This window comes from Aminobacter sp. J44, assembly GCF_007829415.1.
GTDB lineage: Bacteria > Pseudomonadota > Alphaproteobacteria > Rhizobiales > Rhizobiaceae > Aerobium.
In genome coordinates this window covers 117787-138316 of the sequence record NZ_VLJG01000034.1, presented here as the reverse complement: position 1 = coordinate 138316, position 20530 = coordinate 117787, and the positions used below count along the sequence as shown (strand labels likewise).

18 protein-coding genes are annotated in these 20530 nt (G+C 63.1%); 9 read left to right on the top strand and 9 right to left on the bottom strand.

Annotation, left to right across the window (positions count from 1 at the left end):
- Positions 1-33: 33 nt before the first annotated feature.
- The 4 genes from L610_RS13565 to L610_RS13550 are packed head-to-tail and all read right to left on the bottom strand — an operon-like array spanning position 34 to position 3939.
- On the bottom strand, positions 34-1218 hold the full coding sequence (locus L610_RS13565; protein WP_144705694.1) for an alpha/beta hydrolase: 1185 nt from the start codon (positions 1216-1218) through the stop codon (positions 34-36).
- The gene (locus tag L610_RS13560; RefSeq protein ID WP_144705692.1) at positions 1218-1895 is read right to left on the bottom strand and encodes a dienelactone hydrolase family protein; all 678 of its coding nucleotides are present in this window, start codon (positions 1893-1895) and stop codon (positions 1218-1220) included. Before L610_RS13560 ends, L610_RS13565 begins: the two co-directional genes overlap by 1 nt.
- Positions 1892-2722, bottom strand: coding sequence for an IclR family transcriptional regulator (locus tag L610_RS13555; RefSeq protein ID WP_186441479.1), 831 nt, complete (start codon positions 2720-2722; stop codon positions 1892-1894). Before L610_RS13555 ends, L610_RS13560 begins: the two co-directional genes overlap by 4 nt.
- The gene (locus tag L610_RS13550; protein ID WP_144705687.1) at positions 2722-3939 is read right to left on the bottom strand and encodes an FAD-dependent oxidoreductase; all 1218 of its coding nucleotides are present in this window, start codon (positions 3937-3939) and stop codon (positions 2722-2724) included. Before L610_RS13550 ends, L610_RS13555 begins: the two co-directional genes overlap by 1 nt.
- A gap of 349 nt (positions 3940-4288) precedes the next feature.
- On the opposite strand from L610_RS13550, the gene L610_RS13545 reads away from it, so the two are divergent.
- The 4 genes from L610_RS13545 (at position 4289) to L610_RS13530 (ending at position 8116) form a co-directional block, all read left to right on the top strand.
- Positions 4289-4741, top strand: a complete 453-nt coding sequence (locus L610_RS13545) for a tripartite tricarboxylate transporter TctB family protein (RefSeq protein ID WP_186441477.1) — start codon at positions 4289-4291, stop codon at positions 4739-4741.
- Positions 4742-4744: 3 nt separating this feature from the next.
- Entirely contained in the window at positions 4745-6250 is a 1506-nt protein-coding gene (locus tag L610_RS13540; RefSeq protein WP_144705683.1) for a tripartite tricarboxylate transporter permease, read from the top strand.
- 178 nt (positions 6251-6428) lie between these two features.
- Complete coding sequence (locus L610_RS13535) at positions 6429-7412, top strand: tripartite tricarboxylate transporter substrate binding protein (protein WP_246659016.1); 984 nt, start codon at positions 6429-6431, stop codon at positions 7410-7412.
- A 227-nt stretch (positions 7413-7639) separates the two neighbouring features.
- Complete coding sequence (locus tag L610_RS13530; protein WP_144705681.1) at positions 7640-8116, top strand: MarR family winged helix-turn-helix transcriptional regulator; 477 nt, start codon at positions 7640-7642, stop codon at positions 8114-8116.
- 60 nt (positions 8117-8176) lie between these two features.
- Here the strand turns inward: L610_RS13530 and L610_RS13525 are convergent, their stop codons facing one another.
- From L610_RS13525 to L610_RS13510, 4 genes are all read right to left on the bottom strand, one after another.
- Positions 8177-9193, bottom strand: coding sequence for an amidohydrolase family protein (locus L610_RS13525; protein ID WP_144705679.1), 1017 nt, complete (start codon positions 9191-9193; stop codon positions 8177-8179).
- Between the two features lie 85 nt (positions 9194-9278).
- On the bottom strand, positions 9279-10655 hold the full coding sequence (locus L610_RS13520) for an FAD-binding oxidoreductase (RefSeq protein ID WP_144705677.1): 1377 nt from the start codon (positions 10653-10655) through the stop codon (positions 9279-9281).
- A 17-nt stretch (positions 10656-10672) separates the two neighbouring features.
- Positions 10673-12370 carry a thiamine pyrophosphate-requiring protein gene (locus L610_RS13515; protein WP_144705675.1) on the bottom strand — a complete coding sequence of 566 codons (1698 nt, stop codon included), beginning with the start codon at positions 12368-12370 and terminating at the stop codon, positions 10673-10675.
- Between the two features lie 17 nt (positions 12371-12387).
- On the bottom strand, positions 12388-13839 hold the full coding sequence (locus L610_RS13510) for an NAD-dependent succinate-semialdehyde dehydrogenase (protein WP_144705673.1): 1452 nt from the start codon (positions 13837-13839) through the stop codon (positions 12388-12390).
- 189 nt (positions 13840-14028) lie between these two features.
- Here L610_RS13510 and xylB point away from each other — a divergent pair, with 189 nt between their 5' ends.
- Genes xylB through L610_RS13495 form a run of 3 tightly spaced genes read left to right on the top strand, consistent with a single transcriptional unit; the run spans position 14029 to position 18271 of the window.
- Positions 14029-15483, top strand: coding sequence for a xylulokinase (gene xylB / locus L610_RS13505; protein ID WP_144705671.1), 1455 nt, complete (start codon positions 14029-14031; stop codon positions 15481-15483).
- An 18-nt stretch (positions 15484-15501) separates the two neighbouring features.
- Positions 15502-16812, top strand: a complete 1311-nt coding sequence (xylA, locus tag L610_RS13500; RefSeq protein WP_144705669.1) for a xylose isomerase — start codon at positions 15502-15504, stop codon at positions 16810-16812.
- The gene (locus L610_RS13495) at positions 16805-18271 is read left to right on the top strand and encodes a mannitol dehydrogenase family protein (protein ID WP_144705667.1); all 1467 of its coding nucleotides are present in this window, start codon (positions 16805-16807) and stop codon (positions 18269-18271) included. The genes xylA and L610_RS13495 overlap by 8 nt, the downstream gene beginning before the upstream one ends.
- Before the next feature lie 4 nt (positions 18272-18275).
- Here L610_RS13495 and L610_RS13490 read toward each other — a convergent pair whose 3' ends face one another.
- Positions 18276-19067, bottom strand: coding sequence for an IclR family transcriptional regulator C-terminal domain-containing protein (locus L610_RS13490; protein WP_144705665.1), 792 nt, complete (start codon positions 19065-19067; stop codon positions 18276-18278).
- A 74-nt stretch (positions 19068-19141) separates the two neighbouring features.
- Between L610_RS13490 and L610_RS13485 the strand changes: the two genes are divergently transcribed.
- Entirely contained in the window at positions 19142-19861 is a 720-nt protein-coding gene (locus tag L610_RS13485) for a 3-oxoacid CoA-transferase subunit A (protein ID WP_024847491.1), read from the top strand.
- Positions 19858-20529: a 3-oxoacid CoA-transferase subunit B gene (locus tag L610_RS13480; protein WP_024847490.1), complete on the top strand. Its 672-nt coding sequence runs from the start codon at positions 19858-19860 to the stop codon at positions 20527-20529. Before L610_RS13485 ends, L610_RS13480 begins: the two co-directional genes overlap by 4 nt.
- Position 20530 lies beyond the last annotated feature (1 nt).

Genomic DNA, 20530 nt, shown 5'->3' with positions numbered 1-20530 from the left:
TCCCAGCGGCCGCTGCCTCCCGCAGCGGCCGTTTCACTCGCTCAGCAAGGCGTGACGTCTGCTCCAGTCAGTGACCCGGTCCAGACAGACCCGCAGCAGCTCCGGCTGTCCGAGATAGTAGTGTGTCGCTCCGGGTATTCGCAGGTACTCCTTGTCCGGCGTGGCAAGCGCTTCGGCGATGATCGGGTTGTGCGTTGCCGGGACCGCTTCATCGGCATTGTTCTCGATCTGGAGGACAGGCGTACGCTTGATCAGCCGCGCATTCATCGGGCCCTTCGCGTTCGACAGGTCATAGCTCCACTGGCTTAGCCACGAGCGCAGTGTCGTGAACCTTGCCAGTCCGACCGGGCCGACATTGACGGTGCGCGGATCGCCCATGTAGCTCCAGCCCGGCTTGCGGTCGTTGGGATCGATCGAGGTATCGAACCAGCGGACGTCGCACATGGTACGGTGGACGACGAAAGCGCGTTCCTGCTCCGGTCCGCGCCGCTTGCGCAGCCGTTCCAGCATGTCCTGGCACCATGTGGTGATACGGCGGTTGCGGGCAATCTGCGCGGCCCGGAAACGCTCCACGAACTCTATCGTGTAGGGCGGCTGCGCAGGGCAGTCCGGCGAATAGATATCAAGCGAGAGGTCGCGATTGTCGGGGTCGAGCTCATGGATGACCGAGGGATCGAGCCACTCCGTGAGCGTCTCGGCCCGCGACAGATGCGCCGCAATGAAGATCACGCCGTCAGCCGGCTGAAGACCTGCTTCAACGAGGTTCACCTCATCGCCAGCCGGGGTGTGCGTTACGGTCGGGTTCTCGGCCTGCGCCTGATAGAACAGCGACAGCGATCCGCCGCCCGACCAGCCGACGAGGACGACCTTCTCGTATCCGAGCCTCTCCCGCGCGTATCGCAGCCACTGGCCGAGGTCGATGGCGACCTTCTCCATGATGAGGGCCGTGTCGTTCTTGGGGTAGCGGCTCGCCGCGCACAGGACGTGCAGCCCCTGATCCGCCAGCGCCGTCGGCATTGGAAGCAACTGAAGCGTCGAGGTCGGATGCATGAAGACGTAGACCGTCTTCGATGGTCTTCCGACGGGCCGCAGCAGTTGACCCTCCAGGTTGATCATCCCGGAGTTGCCGGCAAAACCGTAGGTTTCGCTGAACTTCGCCGTGTCCGGGAAGGACACGATCAGCGGAACGCGTTCCCAGGAAGTGGCGGGGTCTGCCATCAGTTCGAGTTCCGTGCCTTTTCCAGAAACTCGATCGTGCGCTTCCACGCGATGGCGGCCTGTTCGCCATCCGCAGTTCCGGGCGCGCCGCGATTGAAGCCATGACCGGCGGGATAGAGATGGATCTCCGCCTGAGGCTGTTTTGCCCGTACTTCCTCGACGCTCGAAAGCGGGATTGAAGCATCGGTTTCGCCATAGTGCAGCAGGATCGGGCAGTTAGGCTTCTTGTCGGCGAAGCCCGCGATGCGGCCGCCATAGTAGCTGACAATGCAGTCGAGGTCGTCGAAGCGGGTGGCGATGTCGAAGGCGAGCGATCCGCCGAGGCAGAAGCCAACGATCGAGACCGGCAGTTTCTCCTCCTTCAGCCGTTCAACTGCGGCCCGGCTGTCGAGCACAAGCTTCTCCCAGTCGAGCGACTTCATGTAGCCGAGAGCAGCCTGAACCTCCTCGGGCGAGTAGCCGGATTCGAAGTTTTGCAGGAAGCGGTCGAACAGAGCCGGCGCCAGGGCGACATAGCCTTCCGCCGCGAACTTGGTGCAGACGCTGCGGATGTGCTCGTTGACGCCGAAGATCTCCTGCAGAACGACGATGCCTCCCTTCGGCGCACCTGCAGGGCGGGCGAGAAATGCCCCAAATTCGTGACCATCCGAGGCGGTGAGCCGCAGCCATTGCGTCATCGCGTTCTTCCTTCGTTTATCGGTAACAATCCTTCGGTTGCGTCGAAATCAGTCCGCAGCAGTTCAGGCGGGCAGGCGAGCCGAAGGGAGATGCTTGTCGCGGCCGCGCTGACGAGCCGCGCAGTTGGACCCAAGGGGTCCAGATTGATGTCGTTTTTCATGCCGAGAACGGTGACCGCGGCGGCAATCTCGCCTGCGTAGTCAAAGATCGGCGCAGAGATCGAGGCAAAGCCAATGTTGATCTGGCTGTCGGAGAAGGCGAGCTGGCGCTGGCGGATCAGGTCGAGGCTCTGTTGGGCCCGCTCCTTCGTGGCCTGGTCCGTCTCCGTTTCGAACTGCTCGATGTGCTGGATTGCCGCGCGTGACTTGTAGGCGAGAAAGACGCGACCGGTCGCGGCCCGATAGAGCGGCAGAACGTGCCCGACACGCACCGACACGAGTACCTCCACCGTCGAGTCGACCTTGGAGATGATGACAGGCCCGCGATTGCTCCAGATCGACAGGAATACCAGATGTCCGGTCGCGGTCTGCAGCGAGTTGAGCGCGTCCCTCGACACCTGCGCCACATCGATCTGACGCATGGCGGCTGCGCCGAGCTGCAGTGCGTAGGGACCAAGCCCGTAGCGCATCGTCGTCGGGTCCTGCTCCACGAGTCCGAGCTGCATGAAGCTTGCCATGTAGAGATGGGCCTTGCTGGCGGGCATGCCGGCCAGCTCCGCGATCTTGCTCAGCGACAGTTTGCCACCCGCCGCCTCGAGCACGTGGATCAGGCGAAATCCGACTTCGATCGACTGGATGCGGCGGGGCTGACGCGTGGCGCGAGGCATCACGAAGCCTGGGCAGAAACTGTGGCCGGCCGGAGCGGAACAGAGGTGGCATCGTAGGTGAAGAGCCACTCGTAGCGCTCCTTTACCTTGGATTCCTCCCATTCGGCGTTCACATAGGCCTCCGCCGTATCCGCATGAGCGAGGGCGGGGTTGTGGAAGCGCCCGAGATTGTTCTCTGCTCCGCGTACGATCCGTGTGGTTCGCTCCCGTCGGGTGTTCTCATAGGCGAGCAGTCCGGCTTCCGGGGCATCGCGATATTTCGCGAGGGCTCTGCCCAGGACAAAGCCGTCCTCGATAGCCATGACCGCTCCTTGAGCGAGGAAAGGCAGGGTAGGGTGGCATGCGTCGCCTAGCAGCGTAATGCGCCCGCGAGTCCATTGCTCCATCGGCTGGCGCAGCATCAACGCCCACTTGTACGGGGTGTCCATGCTCTTGATGAGCGTGTGCACATCCTCGTTCCAGCCCTGGTAATCGGCGAGGCACTCATCAACGGTGCCAGCCACAGACCAGGACTCCACCTGCCAGTCGGAGCGCTCCACAACCGAGACGTAATTCATCAGCTCGCCGCGCCGGAGGAGATAGTGGATGACGTGGCCGCCGGGCCCGATCCAGTTGGTGCCTACGGGGCGCAGCAGGTGTTTGGGCAGACGCTCGGCGGGGATCACCCCGCGCCAGGCAACGATTCCGGTGAACTTCGGCTTGTCGGCGCCGAATAGCGCGTCGCGGACCGCCGAATGGACTCCGTCTGCTCCAATTGCAATGTCTGCAGATACGGTGGCCCCGTCCGTGAAGCGTATGCTCACACCCTTGGCCGTCTGGTCGATGCCTTCGCAACGCATGCCAAGCTTAATCGCATCCGGCGCGATGCGCCGAATTCCGGCTGCGAGCACCTGATGAAGGTCGTTGCGGTGGATGGTGATGTAGGGAAAGCCGTAGCGTGCGACGGACTGCGGACCAAGGTCGAAGAGCTTCCAGGTCTGCCCGGTATTCCACAGCCGGATTTCCTTGCCACCGGCCTCGCAAGCCACGGACATGATCGCCTCTTGGAGCCCCAGCGCAAACAGGATGCGCGTGCCGTTGGCGCTGACCTGAACGCCCGCGCCGACCTCCCGCAGTTCAGGGGCCTGCTCAAAGACGGTGACCTCAAACCCCTGCCGCAACAGCGCGAGGGCTGCAGTCAGGCCGCCAATTCCTCCTCCGATGATGGCGATCTTCATATCAGGTAGCCTCATATTCGGTCGGACTATCTGGCGGAGGTCGAGCAGTGTCAACCGGTTTTGACAGCGTATAATGCCGTTTGTTTTAATCAGACGAGGTAGCTCCTTCCGCTGCGGCAGATTGTAATTGACAGCAGATGTATGGTTGCCTGATATAAGGACTCCGTATCATCCGGCGGGGGAGGCCGGAAGAGCACGGGCGGAAGAGGTTGTCGGTTGGGGGAGGCTGACCGAACGACGTCTTTGACAGAGTCAAACCGGATTGGCGCCAGGCCCGAAGCTCAGGGTTGTCGGGCTTGATACTGGGTGAAAAACGGCCGCGGAGGGGATGTGGCCGGGAGGAGAATGGATGCTGAAGGTTAGAAGCCCGCAGGATCTGGGCGCGGGCGTCTTGTTCGTGCTGATCGGTCTGGCGGGAGTGTATTTCGGCCAGGATCTTGCATTTGGCAGCGCGCGCCGGATGGGCCCCGGCTACTTCCCAGTGATCATTTCCTACATGATCATCTGCATGGGACTAATCGTGACGGTTCGAGCCTTCAGGGTCGACGGGCCGGCGATGGAGAAGTTCCGCCTTCGCCCCATTCTGATGCTGGTCCTGGCGCTGGCTGCGTTCGGTTTCCTGATCGCACAGCTCGGCGTCATCATCTCGTCCTTCCTGATGGTCGGCATTGCCGCCTATGCCCGGTACGAGAAGGTCAACATCGTCGAGACGATCGTCTTCGCGATAGCCGTTTCCGCATTCATGGTGCTGGTCTTTGTGTATGGGCTGAACCAGCCTATGCCGCTGTGGTGGAAGAGCTAGGCTATGGAAGTCATTGAGCATCTCGCCACAGGCTTCGTTGCGGCTGCGTCGCTCCAGAACCTGCTTTTCTGCCTCATTGGCGTCTTTCTCGGCACCCTCATTGGTGTCTTGCCGGGCATTGGCCCCATCCCGACGCTTGCGCTGCTGCTGCCGGTGACCTTTGGTCTCGACCCGCTTACCGGCCTCATCATGCTCGCCGGCATCTACTACGGAGCGCAGTATGGCGGGTCGACCACATCGATCCTGGTCAACATGCCGGGCGAAGCGTCCTCGGTCGTCACATGCATCGAGGGCCACCAGATGGCGAAGCGCGGCCGCGCTGGTGCCGCCCTTGCCACGGCCGCCTGCGGCTCGTTCTTCGCCGGCTGCGTCGGAACGATCTTCATCGCGGCGTTCGGACCGCCGCTCGCCGCAATCGCGCAGCAGTTTACCTCGCCGGACTACTTCTCACTGATGGTGCTGGGCCTCGTCATGGCGGTCGTGCTGGCGCACGGCTCAGTGCTCAAGGCCATCACGATGGTGCTGGTGGGCCTGCTGCTCGGCCTCGTCGGCACGGACCTCGCGACCGGGCACACTCGCTACACCTTCGGTATTGGCGSCCTTTGGGAAGGCATCGACTTCCTGCCGCTCGTGCTTGGCCTCTTCGGCATCGTCGAGATCATCCGCAACCTCGAAAATCCGCCATCTGCGCGCGACACCATTTCGACGCGCTTGCGGGATCTTTGGCCGACGAAGGAGGAGTTTCGTCTCGCTTGGCCCGCGGCCCTGCGCGGAACCGGTATCGGCTCCATCCTCGGCATCCTGCCGGGCGGCGGTGCAGTGCTTGCATCCTTTGCCAGCTACACGGTCGAGAAGAAGCTGACGAAGCGGCCCCATGTCTTCGGAAATGGTGCGATCGAGGGCGTGGCCGGTCCGGAGTCGGCGAACAATGCCGCTGCGCAGACCTCCTTCATTCCGCTTTTGACGCTAGGTATTCCGTCAAACCCGGTCATGGCGATCATGATGGGCGCGATGATCATCCAGGGCATACAGCCGGGCTCGGCTGTGATGACCGCGCGCCCCGAGCTGTTCTGGGGCATGATCGCGTCGATGTGGATCGGCAACCTGATGCTGGTCATCCTCAACCTGCCGCTGCTGGGCATCTGGGTCAGGCTGCTTTCGGTGCCTTACCGGTTCCTGTATCCGGCGATCCTGCTGTTCTGCGCCGTGGGCGTATACTCGACCAGCACCGAGCCGTTCATGATGGTGCTGCTGATCGTCTTCACCCTGTTCGGCTACATCCTGTTCAAGTTTGGTTGCGAGCCGGCCCCGCTGGTCCTTGGCTTCATCCTCGGTCCGCTGATGGAGCAGAACCTACGCCGGTCGATGCAGCTGTCGCGCGGCGATCCGATGATCTTCTTTGATCGGCCGATTTCGCTGACGCTGCTGATCCTTGCTGCGCTGGTGATCCTGCTCGTCATTTCACCCCAATTGCGCCGGAAGCGCGAGGAGGCGTTCCAGGAGGAGTAGGACGCAACGGAACAGGATAAAAAAGACAACTGCGATGCTCTCACAGGAGGAATTTGAGCAGAGCAGGGATGGGCGAGAGCATGCGCCCATCGATGGCGCCAGAGGGGCCATAAGACCGACGGCGTTCGCGGCGCAAGCCGCATCAGGAAATGAACGATCTCAACAGGGAGGATGAGAGATGTCAGACAGCCGTTTCAGTATTACGCGACGTCGCGCGCTGGCGCTTGGCGCCGCGGCGATGATGCTTCCGGGAGCCGCGATCGCTCAGGACGCATATCCAAGCAAGACCATTACCTTCATCTGCGCCTTCCCGGCCGGCAGCGGCGCGGACGTGCTCGTACGCTACTTCGCCGAGAAGGTTCAGGCCATCGCGGGCCAGACGATCATCGTTGAGAACAAGCCCGGCGCGGCAGGCAGCATCGCGGCAGAATACACGGCCCGCGCTGCTCCCGATGGCTACACGATCTTCGTCCACTCCGGTAACTCGACCGCCGGCAATATGTGGCTGCTGAAAAACCCGCCGATCAATCCGGAGACGGATCTGCGCACGGTCGCGACGGTCAACAAGCAGGCATTCGCGCTGACGGTCCGCAATGACAGCCCGTACAAGACGCTGGCTGACCTCGTCGCCGACCAGAAGAAGAAGGGCGAGGAGGGCACCTATGCGGTGAACGCTACTTCGGGCCGTGTCATGGCCGAGGAGTTCAAGCGGCTGGCAGGTCTCAAGACCGAGCCGGTGCAGTACGGCACCGCGGCAGACTCGGTGAACGACATGATGGCTGGCCATGTCGACTTCGGCGCCCACGATCCGGTGTTCGCACTCGGTCAGGTGCGTCAGGGCAACTGGCGAATCCTTGCAATCGGCTCGCCCGATCCCATGGAAGGCATGCCTGGAATCCCGACCTTCAAGGAGCAGGGCTACGACATCGACCAGCTTGGCTGGTGGGGCGTGATGATGCCAGCGGGCGTCTCCGACGATATCGCCAACACGGTCAACGGCTGGTTCCAGAAGGTTCTGGAGACGCAGGAAGGCAAGGACTTCGTCATCTCACAGGGCGGCGATCCGTTCATCTCGACGCCTGAGGCGTCGCAGAAGCTGATGGCCGATACCATCGTCCAGTGGAAGCGCCTCGTCGAGGTGGCGGGCATTGAGCCTCAGTGATGCAATCGAAGAGCATCTTGCGGGAGGGCTAGTTGGCGAAATCTGCAAGATGCACTTTGGCGGCATCAAGACGAGCCGCGAATTGTGTCTCCTATACTTGAAGTACAAGCATTTACGCCGGCAGCAATGCCGGCGTTTGTGTTTGCTCGATATGACGCCCCGTGGCTTGCAAGTGAATCGCAACTGAGTTACCGCCACCGCAGAGCAGAAAAAAAGGCGAGGCAGCCTTGTCAGAGAACAGTGCACAGACTGGAGCGACACGCGAGCTGCTGAGGCCGCGCGCGATATTCTTCCTTAACCAGGCGAACCACGCCGTGCGCAGCCGGTTCGAGGCGGCGCTGAGCGAGGTCGAAATGACCGCCATCCAATACACGGTGCTCAGCGTGATCGGCCGTCATGACGGGCTGTCTTCGGCCGAGCTTTCGCGTCGTTTCTTCGTGACGCCACAAACGATGAATGAACTGATTGCCGGCCTGCAGCGCCGCAATCTGATCGTCCGCACCGCTGACCCCGCCAACAAGCGAATCCTGCGCATGTCGGTCACGGCTGAGGGGCGGGAGTTGCTGCGGCAATGCGATGAACTCGCCGACAGGATCGAGCGGGACGTGTTCCGCAACATGTCGGACGAGGAGTATCATATGCTCGCGCGCCTGACGCGCCAGCTGGCGCATGACCTGCGTACCCGGAACGAGACGGAAGCCTGAGCCTGACAGGAGACAGGTCGCGGGACGAGTGTCCCGCGCCTGAGGCACTTTTGTAGTATCTTAGAGCTTCAGCCCAAGCAGCTTGACTGCGTTGTCCTGGTAGAGCTTGCGGCGCAGCTCGTCGCTGATGTCGAGGCTGTCGAGGATCCGAAGCGTCTCGCGGATGTACATCGGGCCGCCCTCCGGATCGAACGGCGCATCCGATGCGAAGACCACCCGGTCCTCGCCGAAGAACTCGATCGCATGCTCTATCGCCTTGCGCGAGCCGAAAGAAGCGGTATCGGCGTAGAACTCCTTGAAATACTGCAGATGCGGCTTCTTCAGCGCGGTGAGCACCGGTTTCAGGTCGCGGTCGGAAGTGCGCTTGCCCATCTGGTCCCAGCCTGGTCCCACGCGTCCTTCGAAGAACGGGATCATGCCGCCGGCGTGGTGCGTCAGCACCTTGAGGCCGGGGAACTTGTCGAACATGCGCGAGAAGACCATGCGTGCCATGGTGGCGGAGGTCTCGTACGGCCAACCAAGCGTCCACCAGATCTCGTACTCCGACCGGCTCTCGGTCTTGTAGTCGGCGAAGTCCTGGGTACGTGCCGGGTGCAGGAAGACCGGTTTGCCGGACTTTGCCATGTACTCGAAGAACGGATCAAATTCAGGAAGGTCAACCGGCTTGCCGTTGACGTTCGTGAAGATCTGCACGCCGACGGCGCCGAGGTCTTCGATGGCGCGGCGGCTTTCCTCGACCAGCGCGTCGGGATTGTTCATCGGCGCGGTGGCAACGAAGGCCGGGAAGCGGTCAGGATGTTTCTGCACCAGCTCAGCCATCGAATCGGAGCCGATCTTTGACAGCTCGAGTGCCACTTCTGGACCGGCAAAGGCCTCGAGCGGAGGAGAGGCAAGCGACAGGACCTGTTGGTAGTCAGGACCAAACATGTCCATGACCTGGAAGCGCCGATCGAGATCCGTCATCATCGGCACGTCGCCCGAACGCTTGGTCATGTGGGTCATCGTACCCAGTTCCTTGACCAGGCGGTCGAAGAAGGGCTTGGGCCAGATGTGATTGAAAACGTCGATCTTTTTCACGACACTCCTCCATTGTCAGGTTTCCTGACAATGCAACGTAACGCATCGTCAGGTCAACTGATAAGACGGGCCGCGCGGCTCAGTCTCAGGCGACCTGCCCGAGCTTGCCGGGGTTCATGATGCCCGCCGGATCGAGCGCGGCCTTGATAGCGTTCATCACGTCGACGGCGTCGCCGTGCTCCTTGCGCAGGTAGTCGAGCTTCGAGATGCCGATGCCGTGCTCGCCGCTGAATGTGCCGCCCATGGCAATCGTGCGCTCGTAAAGGCGATGGGCGAGGCGTTCCGCCTCGGCCAGTTCCTCCGGGATCTCAGGCTTGATGAGATAGCCGACGTGGAAATTGCCATCGCCGACGTGACCGATGATCTTGGCGGTCAGCGAGGAGGCATCCGCATCTTCACGGGCGGCCATCACCGCATCGGCAAGGCGCGAGATCGGCACGCAACAGTCGGTCGTATAGGTCTTGCACCCCGGTCGCAGTGTCTGGTTGGCGAAGATGGATTCATGGCGTGCCTGCCAGATACGGTCGCGCTCCTCTGGCCGGGTCGACCACTCAAAGCCTGAACCGCCGTATTCCTGCGCGATGGCCGCTGCGGTCTCGGACTGCTCCTCTACCCAGCGCTGGCTGCCATGAAACTCGAGGAAGAGCGTGGGCGCCCGCTTTAGGCCGAGCTTGGAGTGGGCGTTGGCGGCGTCGATGGCGACCTCATCGAGAAACTCGATCCGGGCGACGGGGATGCCGCTCTGGATCGTCGCGACCACCGCCTCTACGGCTCCTCGCATCGTCTCGAAGGTGCAGATCGCGGATGCGATCACCTCAGGGATCGGATGAAGCCGGACGGTCACCTCGGTGATGACGCCAAGGGTGCCCTCGGCGCCAACGAAGAGCTTGGTGAGGTCGTAGCCGGTCGACGACTTCTTCACCCGCCGCCCGGTGGTGATGATCTTTCCCGTCGGCGTGACAACGCGAAGAGCGAGCACGTTTTCGCGCATGGTTCCGTAGCGTACCGCGGTGGTGCCGCTGGCGCGGGTAGAGGCCATGCCGCCCAATGTAGCATCGGCGCCGGGGTCAATCGGGAAGAAGAGGCCAGTGTCCCGCACATAGGCGTTTAGCTGCTTTCGCGTCACGCCCGCCTCGACCACCACGTCGCCATCCTCGGCATTGACCGCTATGATGCGGTTCATGCGTGAAAGATCGAGCGAGATGCCTGCCTTGAGCGGGATGGTGTGGCCTTCCATCGAGGAGCCGGCCGCAAACGGCGTCACCGGGACGGAGTGGGTATAGCAAGTCGCCACGACGCGCTGCACGTCCTCCTCGCTCTCGGCAAAGACGACCGCGTCGGGCAGGCGCACCGGCTGGCGCGACATGTCGCGGCCATGGTGCTCACGCACGGCTTCTGCCGTCGACAGCCTTTCGCCGAAATGGGCTTTCAGCTCCGAAATGGCCTGCTCAACATTCGACATCTTTATTGCCCCCAAGGTCAGTAGCTGACCATTACTTCAAGCATCGCCTGGCGGCCGGAGCGCGTCACCTGAAGTGCGCGTTCGATGGCTGCCGGCAGATCCTCACCCGACTCGACGCGCTCGGCGTGGGCGCCATGCGCCCGTGCGACGGCAGCGTAGTCGGGAGCCGGATCCAGCGCGGTGATGGGCATGACGTTGGCCCTGGCGGCGTTCCCCTCAGGGTACATGTAGAGGGTAGATCGGCGCACCGCATTCCAGATGCCGTTGTTGAAGACGACGGTGAGGAGGGGAAGTTTCAGCGCCGCGGCGACCTGATGGCAGGCAACGGGGTTCGCGAACATGTAGGAACCGTCGCCAATGGTGGCGATGACCTGCCGGTTGCGGTTGCCCAGCTGCGCGCCAAGTGCCGCGGTCAGCCCCCAGCCAAGGCCGCCGGAGAGCGGCGTCGTGAAGTAGCTTCCCGGCTTCTCGAATTTCATGACCGACAGGTCGACGCCGAGCTCGTTGAAGAACACCGCGTCGGGGCCGGCGACCTCGTTGAGGCAGCGCGAGACGAAGGCCGGCGACATGGGCGCGCCGGAGCCGCTGGCAACGCGCTTCACCGCGGCGGCTTCCGCCTCGGCGCGGAAGGTTGCGGCCTTATCGCGCCGCCCGGCCAGTACCTCCTCCGCTATCCCGATCTCGCTCAATGCCTGGTCGAGCGCGGAGATGGTGGCGTTTAAGCCACCCGCCAGCGAGAGATGGATGGGAAAGCCGCGCATCGGCAAGTTGCGATACTGCGGCTCCGGGCCGATGGCGATGACGGTGCAGCCTTCCGGCAGCTTCACGTGCCCGGCGATCCACGGCACCATGGCGTTGGCGACGACGACAACGTCGGCATCACCCAGCCACGGGCCGGGTTCACGCCCGACATTCATCGGATGGCTGGTCGGCAAGGCCTGTCTCGTCGCCCAGAACTCGACCACCGGGAGAGCAAAGCGATCTGCAAAGCCCGCCAGCGGTTCGAAGCTGTCGCCCACTTCCGGGCTCTGGATGATGAAGACCGGGTTCTTCGCCGCCGCGAGCTTCTCTGCTGCCTGGCGGACCAGTTCCGGTTCCGGCGGGCCATAGCTGGTGGGCGCGTAAGTCGTCTCCATCCCGTAGGCTGCGGCAGGTTCAGCCAGCGCTTCACGCGGCAGGCTGAGATAGACCGGACCGCGCGGTTCGCTCATCGCGATCGACAGGGCACGGTCGATCGCCGGACCCGCCTGTTCCGCATAGCGCAGTTCGTAGTCCCACTTGACCACTTCCCGCACCATGCCGGCCTGGTCGCGCATCTCCTGGCCCCAGTGGATCGGACTCGAGCGGCTGCCGAAGCGGCCAGCTTCGGTCAGCGGCGTGCGCCCCGATGTCATCAGGATCGGCACGTTCTCCGACGCGGCGTTGATGAGCCCCATGACGGAATTGGCAAGGCCCACGTTGACGTGGACCATGACCGCCGCCGGCTTTCCGGTCGCAAGGTAATAGCCATGCGCCATCCCGACTGCGACGCCTTCATGCGGGATGACCAGCGGCTCCGGCATGGCTATGCCCGTCTCGGCGGAACGGGCGTAGGCCTCGATGATCGACGGGAAATCGGTGCCGCCGTTGGCGAACAGAACGTCGATGCCGGCTGCCTTCATGTGACCGAGGAGAGCCTCGGCGGCGAACATTCCTTCCGGACGCGTGTGTTTCATCGTCATGCTCGTGGGGTTCAGGCCGTGACGCTCAGCGTCTTGGTGACGAGGAAGGCCTCGATGCCTTCCATACCCACTTCCGAACCGTGGCCGCTGTCCTTCACGCCGCCGAAGGGCGTCTCCGGCATCGAGATGTTGAAGGAATTGATGCCGACCATGCCTGCCTCGATGGCATCGCCCAGGCGGGCGATGTTCGAGGCGGAAGAGGTGAATGCGTAAGCCGCGAGGCCGTAGGGCAAGCTGTTCGCCTTGGCGATGCCGTCCTCCAGATCCCGGAACGGGTTCAGGACGGCTACCGGGCCGAATGGCTCCTCGTGCATGATCCGCGCCGAGTCGGGGACGTCTGCAAGGACCGTCGGCGCATAGAAGTTGCCCACATTGCCGATCCGCTTGCCGCCGGTGAGGACCTTCGCACCTTTTGAGCGGGCGTCCTCAACTAGGCTTTCAATGGCATCGCGCCGGCGGCCATGTACCAGCGGACCCATGCCCGTGTCGGGCTCGAGACCGTTGCCCACCTTGATCTTCTCTGCACGCGCAACAAAACCTTCGCAGAAGCGCTGGTAGGAGGCCTCCTGGACGAAGAAGCGCGTCGGCGACACACAGACCTGACCCGCATTGCGGTACTTGCGCTGGACGGAAAGTTCGAGCGCGGTGTCGAAGTCACAGTCGTCAAACACGAGCACCGGCGCGTGACCGCCGAGCTCCATGGTGGTCCGCTTCAGCCCGTCGGCGGCCAGCTTGATCAGGTGCTTGCCGACCGGCACCGACCCGGTGAACGATATCTTGCGGATGATGGGCGAGGCGAGCAGGTAGCGCGAAATCGTGTCGGGCACGCCGAATACCACTGAGATCGCACCTGCCGGAACTCCGGCCTCGACCAGGCAGCGGGCGACCGCCAGCGCCGCCGTAGGCGCTTCCTCGCCCGGCTTGTAGACCATCGTGCAGCCGGCAGCGAGTGCCTGACCCAGCTTGCGTGCCGCATTACCCACGGGGAAGTTCCATGCGGAGAAGCCAGCGGTGGGGCCTACAGGCTCCTTCACCACCTGAAAGCGCGTCGCGCCGATCCGGCCAGGGATGACGCGGCCATAGCTGCGGCGAGACTCCTCGGCGAACCACTCCATCTCCTCGCAGGCGAAATGAACTTCCAGACGGGCTTCAGCCAGCGGCTTGCCCATTTCCAGTGTTGCGAGACGGGCGATTTCCTCCTGCCGCGCATGCATCAGCTCGGCGGCCTTCTTGATGATCTTGCCGCGTTCGCGCGGACTGACATGACGCCAGGAGTTGAAGGCCCGCTGCGCGCCTTCCAGCGCACGATCGAGGTCCTCAGCGGTCGCGTGGGGATAGACGCCGAGCTGCTGTCCGGTGGCCGGGTTGATCACGGGTGAGGTTTGGCGAGAGCTGGCTTCTATCCATTCCCCGTCGATCAGCAGGGATGCAGATTGATAATCGTGGCTCTGACCAGTGCTCATGTCGTCCTCCTCCAAGACTTCCCTTTAATCATCAGGAGACCTGATAAATGTCAAGGCTTGGGTTGGAGCCGGCGCGATAGCACCCCTGATGGTGGTCGACCTCATTTTTTACGGATTGCGAAATAAATAAGAACTCGGCTATGTTCTCTCCGTCAGGCTGGAAATAAGGCCTGCATGGGAGGAATGTTCATGTATCTCGGGCTCGACCTCGGCACGTCCGGAGTCAAGGCGCTGCTGATTGACGACAGGCAGCGGCCAATTGCGACCGCGTCGAGCGAGATCCAGGTGTCGCGGCCGCATGAAGGCTGGTCGGAGCAGGACCCGCAGGACTGGATCCGCGCGACCGAGGATGCAGTCGGCGCCTTGAAGCAGTCGCATCCGGCTGAAATTGCCGCCGTGCGCGGCATCGGACTTTCGGGGCAGATGCACGGGGCGACGCTGTTGGACAGCGCGGGCAAGGTGCTGAGGCCCTGCATTCTCTGGAATGATACGCGCAGCTTTCGCAAGGCGGCAGAGCTCGACGCCAATCCGATCTTCCGCAAGCTGACCGGCAATATCGTCTTTCCCGGCTTCACCGCGCCGAAACTGGCGTGGATCCGCGCCAATGAGCCGGAGGTGTTCGCTAAGGTCGCCAAGGTCCTGCTGCCCAAGGATTATCTGCGCTACTGGCTGACCGGCGAGTTCGCCTCGGAGATGTCCGATGCGGCGGGAACGTCGTGGCTCGATGTCGCCGCGCGCAGGTGGTCAGCTGAGTTACTGGCAGCGACGGAACTTTCTGAGGAGCACATGCCACCGCTGGTGGAAGGCACCGATCCTTCCGGTACGCTGAAGCCGGAGCTCGCGGCAAAGTGGGGCATGGGGGCGGATGTCGTCGTCGCCGGCGGCGCCGGCGACAATGCGGCATCGGCCTGCGGCATGGGCGTCGTGCGGGCAGGAGAAGCGTTCGTCTCGCTCGGCACCTCCGGCGTGCTGTTTGCCGCCAATGCCAACTACATGCCGAACCCGGACAGCGCTGTGCATACCTTCTGCCACGCGCTGCCGCAGACCTGGCACCAGATGGGCGTCACGCTGTCGGCCACCGACTCGCTCAACTGGCTTTCCGGCATCACCGGCCTTTTGGCGCAAAAAATGGGTGCCGAGCTCGGCGACACGCTGCGCGCGCCGGGCAGCGTCATCTTCCTTCCCTACCTTTCCGGCGAGCGAACCCCGCACAATGACGCGGCCGTGCGCGGCGCCTTTATCGGCCTGTCGCACCAGTCGGATCGCGCAGCGCTCACGCAGGCTGTGATGGAAGGCGTCGCCTTCTCCTTCCGCGACTGTCTCGAGGCGCTGCGCTCGGCCGGGACCGATTTGTCACGCATCATGGCCGTCGGCGGCGGCTCGCGCTCGCGCTACTGGCTGAAGGCCGTGGCGACAGCGCTCGGGATTCCGGTCGACATTCCGGCCGACGGCGACTTTGGCGCCGCGTTCGGAGCTGCCCGACTTGGTCTCATCGCCGCCGAGAAAGCCGATCCGTTCGAAGTCTGCACGGCGCCGCAGGTGCGCGAAACCATCGAGCCGGATGCCGCCCTGCTTCCGGCCTTTGCGGAAGCCTGGGAGCGCTATCGCGCGCTCTATCCGGCGATCCGTCCAGCCCATCCCTGATCGACAAGGAGTATTGTCATGACGACCGGTTTCTTCGGCGACATCCCGCCGATCCGCTACGAGGGGCCGGACTCGGCCAATCCGCTCGCTTATCGCTTCTACAATCCGGACGAGATCGTGATGGGCAAGCGGATGGAGGACCATCTGCGCTTCTCCGTCGCCTACTGGCACTCCTTTGCCTGGGAGGGGGGTGATCCATTCGGCGGGCGCACCTTCGATCGGCCCTGGTTCTCCGAGACGATGGAAGCGGCGAAGCTCAAGGCTGACGTTGCCTTCGAGATGTTTTCGACGCTCGGCGTCCCCTTCTACTGCTTCCACGATGCCGACGTGCGGCCCGAAGGCGCGACGTTGAAGGAAAGCATCTCGCGCCTCGACGAGATTGGTGACGTGTTCGCAGCCAAGCAGGAACAGACCGGCGTGAAGCTCCTCTGGGGCACGGCGAACCTGTTCTCCAACCGCCGCTACATGGCGGGTGCGGCGACCAATCCGGATCCCGACGTGTTTGCCTATGCGGCCGCGACGGTGAAGGCGTGCATTGATGTCACCAAGCGGCTCGGCGGCGTGAACTATGTGCTGTGGGGCGGACGCGAGGGCTACGAAACGCTGCTTAATACGGACCTCAAGCGCGAGCGGCAGCAGGCCGGCCGGTTCCTGTCCCTGGTCGTCGACTATGCCAAGAAGATCGGCTTCAACGGCACCATCCTGGTCGAGCCTAAGCCACAGGAGCCGACAAAGCACCAGTACGACTACGATGTCGCGACGGTGTACGGCTTCCTCAAGGATTTCGGGCTTGAGAACGATGTGAAGGTGAATATCGAGCAGGGCCACGCGATCCTCGCCGGCCACACCTTCGAGCACGAGCTGGCGCTCGCCGCATCGCTCGGCATCTTCGGCTCGATCGACATGAACCGCAACGACTACCAGTCGGGCTGGGATACCGATCAGTTCCCCAATAACGTGCCGGAAATGGCGCTAGCCTATTACGAGGTGCTGAAGGCTGGCGGCTTTACCACCGGCGGCACCAATTTCGACGCGAAGCTGCGCCGTCAATCGCTCGATCCGGAGGACCTGCTGATCGCGCATATTGGCGGCATGGACTGCTGCGCGCGCGGGTTGAAGGCGGCCGCACGCATGCTCGAGGACAAGGTGCTCATCAATCCGCTTGAGGAGCGCTATGCCGGCTGGAAGTCGCCAGAGGCGCAGGCGATGCTGTCGGGCCAGGTGACGCTCGAGCAGATTTCGGAACGGGTGCTCAAAAACGGCATCGAGCCGCAGCCGCGCTCCGGCAGGCAGGAATATCTGGAGAATCTGGTGAACCGCTATGTCTGAGGCCGCAGCGGCTGCAGCTTCAGTGAGCGGGCCGGCGTGGCAGCGGGAAGGACGCAAGTCGGGGATCGTTCATCTCGGCCTCGGGGCCTTCCACAAGGCGCATCAGGCCGTCTACACCGATGATGCGATTGCTGCGTCGGGTGGCGACTGGATGATCACCGGCGTTTCGCTTCGCTCGCCGGACGTCGCGGACGCGCTCAACCCGCAGGACGGCATCTTTACGCTGCTCACCCGCGGCGAAGATGGAGTGACGGCCCGCCGGATTGGCTCGATCCGGCGCGTGCTGGTCGCACCGCGCGAGCGGCAGGCAGTGCTGGAGGCGTTGGCAGCACCCGAGACGAAGATCGTCAGCCTGACGATTACCGAGAAAGGCTACGGCCGCGACGCCGGCACCGGCGGGCTCGACCGCAATCATCCGGCCATCAGCGCCGACCTCGTGAACCCGGCCGAGCCGCAGAGCGCCGTCGGCTTCATCGTCGAGGCTGTGCGGCTGCGCAAGGAGCGGGGACTGCCCGGCTTCACGGTGCTGTGCTGCGACAACCTTCCGTCGAACGGTCACGTCGTCCAGCGGCTGGTTACTGAGTTTGCCGAAGCCGCGCGGCCGGAGCTTGCCGGCTTCATCGCCCAAAATGTCACCTTCCCGTCGACCATGGTCGACCGGATCACCCCGGCAAGCACCGAACAGACCTTTGCGGATGCCAGGCGGCTGACGGGAGAAGATGACCGCGCGGCGGTGGAGACCGAGCCGTTCACCCAGTGGGTGATCGAGGACAATTTCGTTGCCGGCCGGCCCCAGTGGGAAGCGGGCGGGGCGATCTTCGCGAAGGAGGTGCGCCCCTACGAGAAGATGAAGCTGCGGATGCTGAATGGCTCGCACTCGCTGCTTGCCTATTCCGGCTTTCTCGCCGGGCACGCTTACGTGCGCGACGTGATGAAGGACGTGGCACTTGTTGCCGTCATCCGCAAGCACATGCAGGCGGCGGCGAAGACGCTCGATCCGGTCGCCGGAATTTCTTTCGATGACTATGCTGAGCAGCTTCTTGAGCGATTCAGCAATCCGGCGATTGCGCACCAGACCTATCAGATCGCGATGGACGGAACGCAAAAGCTTCCCCAGCGTCTGCTCGAACCTGCAACTTCTGCGCTAAGGAATGGTCTTCCGCTGGACAGCTATGCCTTCGCTGTCGCTGCATGGATGCGGTACTGTCTCGGCATGAACGAGAACCGCGAACACTACGATCTGCGCGATCCGCGCGAGGCTGAAATCGACGCTCTGCTGGGCAAGGCAGGCAACGAGGCAGACTCGATCGTGGATTGTCTGATGGCTCTCCCGGGCCTGTTCCCTGACGAACTTTCGACCTCGCCGGAGTGGAAGCGCGCGGTATCGCAGCGTCTCGAGATGATGCTGTCGAGGAGCATGCGCGAGGCGATCGAGGCGGAAGCGCGGAAGGCCGCGTGAGCGCTCAGTGAGTGACGAAGTAGTTCTCAATAACCGATGCGGTTTCCCGCAGATGGGGGAGGATCTTCTCTTCCATCTCGGGCACGGTGAAGCGCACTGACTGGGTCGAAACGTTGATCGCCGCGACGATGTCGCCCTCGCGGTTGCGGATCGGCACCGCAATCGAGCGCAGGCCCAGCTCCAGTTCCTCATCCATCGTGCAATAACCCCGCTTGTCGGCCTCGACGATGACGCGTTTGAGCTCGGCGCGGTCGGTGATGGTCTTTGGCGTGTGAACGTGGATCTTCGCCTTGGCGAGAAACGCCTTCAGCTCAGCCTCCGGAAGTCCCGACAGCAGCATTCGGCCCATTGCCGTCGAGAGCGCGGGAAGGCGTGTGCCGACGTGGAGCGCAACCGACAGGATGCGGCGGCCAGCGACGCGGGCGACATAGACGACGTCTTCGTCGGCAAGGATCGCCGCCGAGCAACTTTCGTTGAGCCGCTGCGACAGCGCGCGCATGAACGGCTCGGCAAAACTCCACAGCGACGAGTTCGAGATCCACGTGCGCGACATGGTCAGGAGCTTGGGCGACAGCATGAACTTGCGCCCGTCCTGCGTCGCATAGCCTGTCGAAACCAGTGTCAGAAGGAACCGCCGCGCCCCGGCGCGGGTTAACCCGGCGCGCTCCGCCATCTCGGTGAGCGTCATGCCGGCGGGATTGGCGGCAAGAATTTCCATCACCTGCAGGCCGCGCGCGAACGAGCCCACAAGATCGCGATCTGCCGCCGTTTCGTTTGACTCGGTTTGCTGGGTCATTTATCAATGTATCGCATACTGAACAAATGTTCGCAATGCGAACTTTTGCTCTTGCTCAGTTCGGGGAGAAGACAATGAACAAGGTCTACCCAGGCATCGAGGATGCCCTGGCTGACATCCAGGACGGCATGTCGGTGATGATTGGCGGCTTCGGCGGATCGGGCGCTCCGATTGAGCTGATCCACACGCTGATCGACCGCTACAGGAAGACCGGTTCGCCGGGGAACCTGACCGTCATCAACAACAACGCCGGCAACGGAGCGGTCGGCATTGCCGCGATGATCTATGCCGGCATGGTCAAGAAGATGGTCTGCTCTTTCCCACGTTCGAGCGACCCGAAGGCCTTCACCGACAAGTACCTGGCCGGCGAGATCGAGCTGGAGCTGGTGCCGCAGGGCACGCTCGCCGAACGCATCCGCGCGGGCGGCGCGGGCATCCCGGCCTTCTACACCCCGACGAGCTACGGCACGCTGGTTGCCGAGGGCAAGCCGGTCGCCGAGTTCGACGGCCGCATGTATGTCCAGGAGCGCTGGCTGAAGGCGGACGTCGCCATCATCAAGGCAGAGCTTGCCGACACCAAGGGCAACCTCACCTACAACAAGGCCGCGCGCAACTTCTCGCCGCTGATGGCGATGGCCGCGAAGCTGACCATTGTGCAGGCGCGCAAGATCGTCCCGGCGGGCGGGATTGACCCCGAACACGTCATCACCCCCGGCATCTTCGTCGACCGCATTGTCGAAGTTTCTGACCCCAAGCAGGAAGAAGTTCTGCTGCGCGAAGGAGTTCAGGCATGACCACCAAGCTTTCCAACGCCCAGATCGCATGGCGCGCGGCGCAGGACATCCCGGACGGCGCCTACGTCAACCTCGGCATCGGCTTCCCGGAAATGGTTGCCAAGTTCAAGCCTGAGGGCCGCGAGGTCATCTACCACACCGAGAACGGTGTGCTCGACTTCGGCGAAGCTCCGCCGGCCGGCGAAGAAGACTGGGACCTGATCAATGCGGGCAAGAAGCCGGTCACACTGAACCCTGGTGCCTCCTTCTTCCATCACGCCGACTCGTTCGCCATGGTCCGTGGCGGTCATCTCGACGTTGCGATCCTCGGTGCCTACGAAGTTGCCGAGAACGGCGACCTCGCAAACTGGAGCACGGGTCCCGGTTCGGTTCCGGCCGTCGGCGGCGCGATGGACCTAGTGCATGGTGCCAAGCGCGTCTGCGTCATCACCGACCACGTCACCAAGAAGGGCGAGCCGAAGCTGGTCAAGAAGTGCAGCCTGCCGCTCACCGGCGTCGGCTGCGTGACGACCGTCTACACCAGCCTCGCCGTCATCGACATCGTCAACAGCCGCTTCGTGCTGCGCGAGAAGCTGCCGAGCATGAGCATTGAAGAACTGCAGGCCGTCACCGGCGCCGAGCTCGTCATCGACGGGCCGGTTGGCGACCTGATCGTTCCGGAGGTTTGAG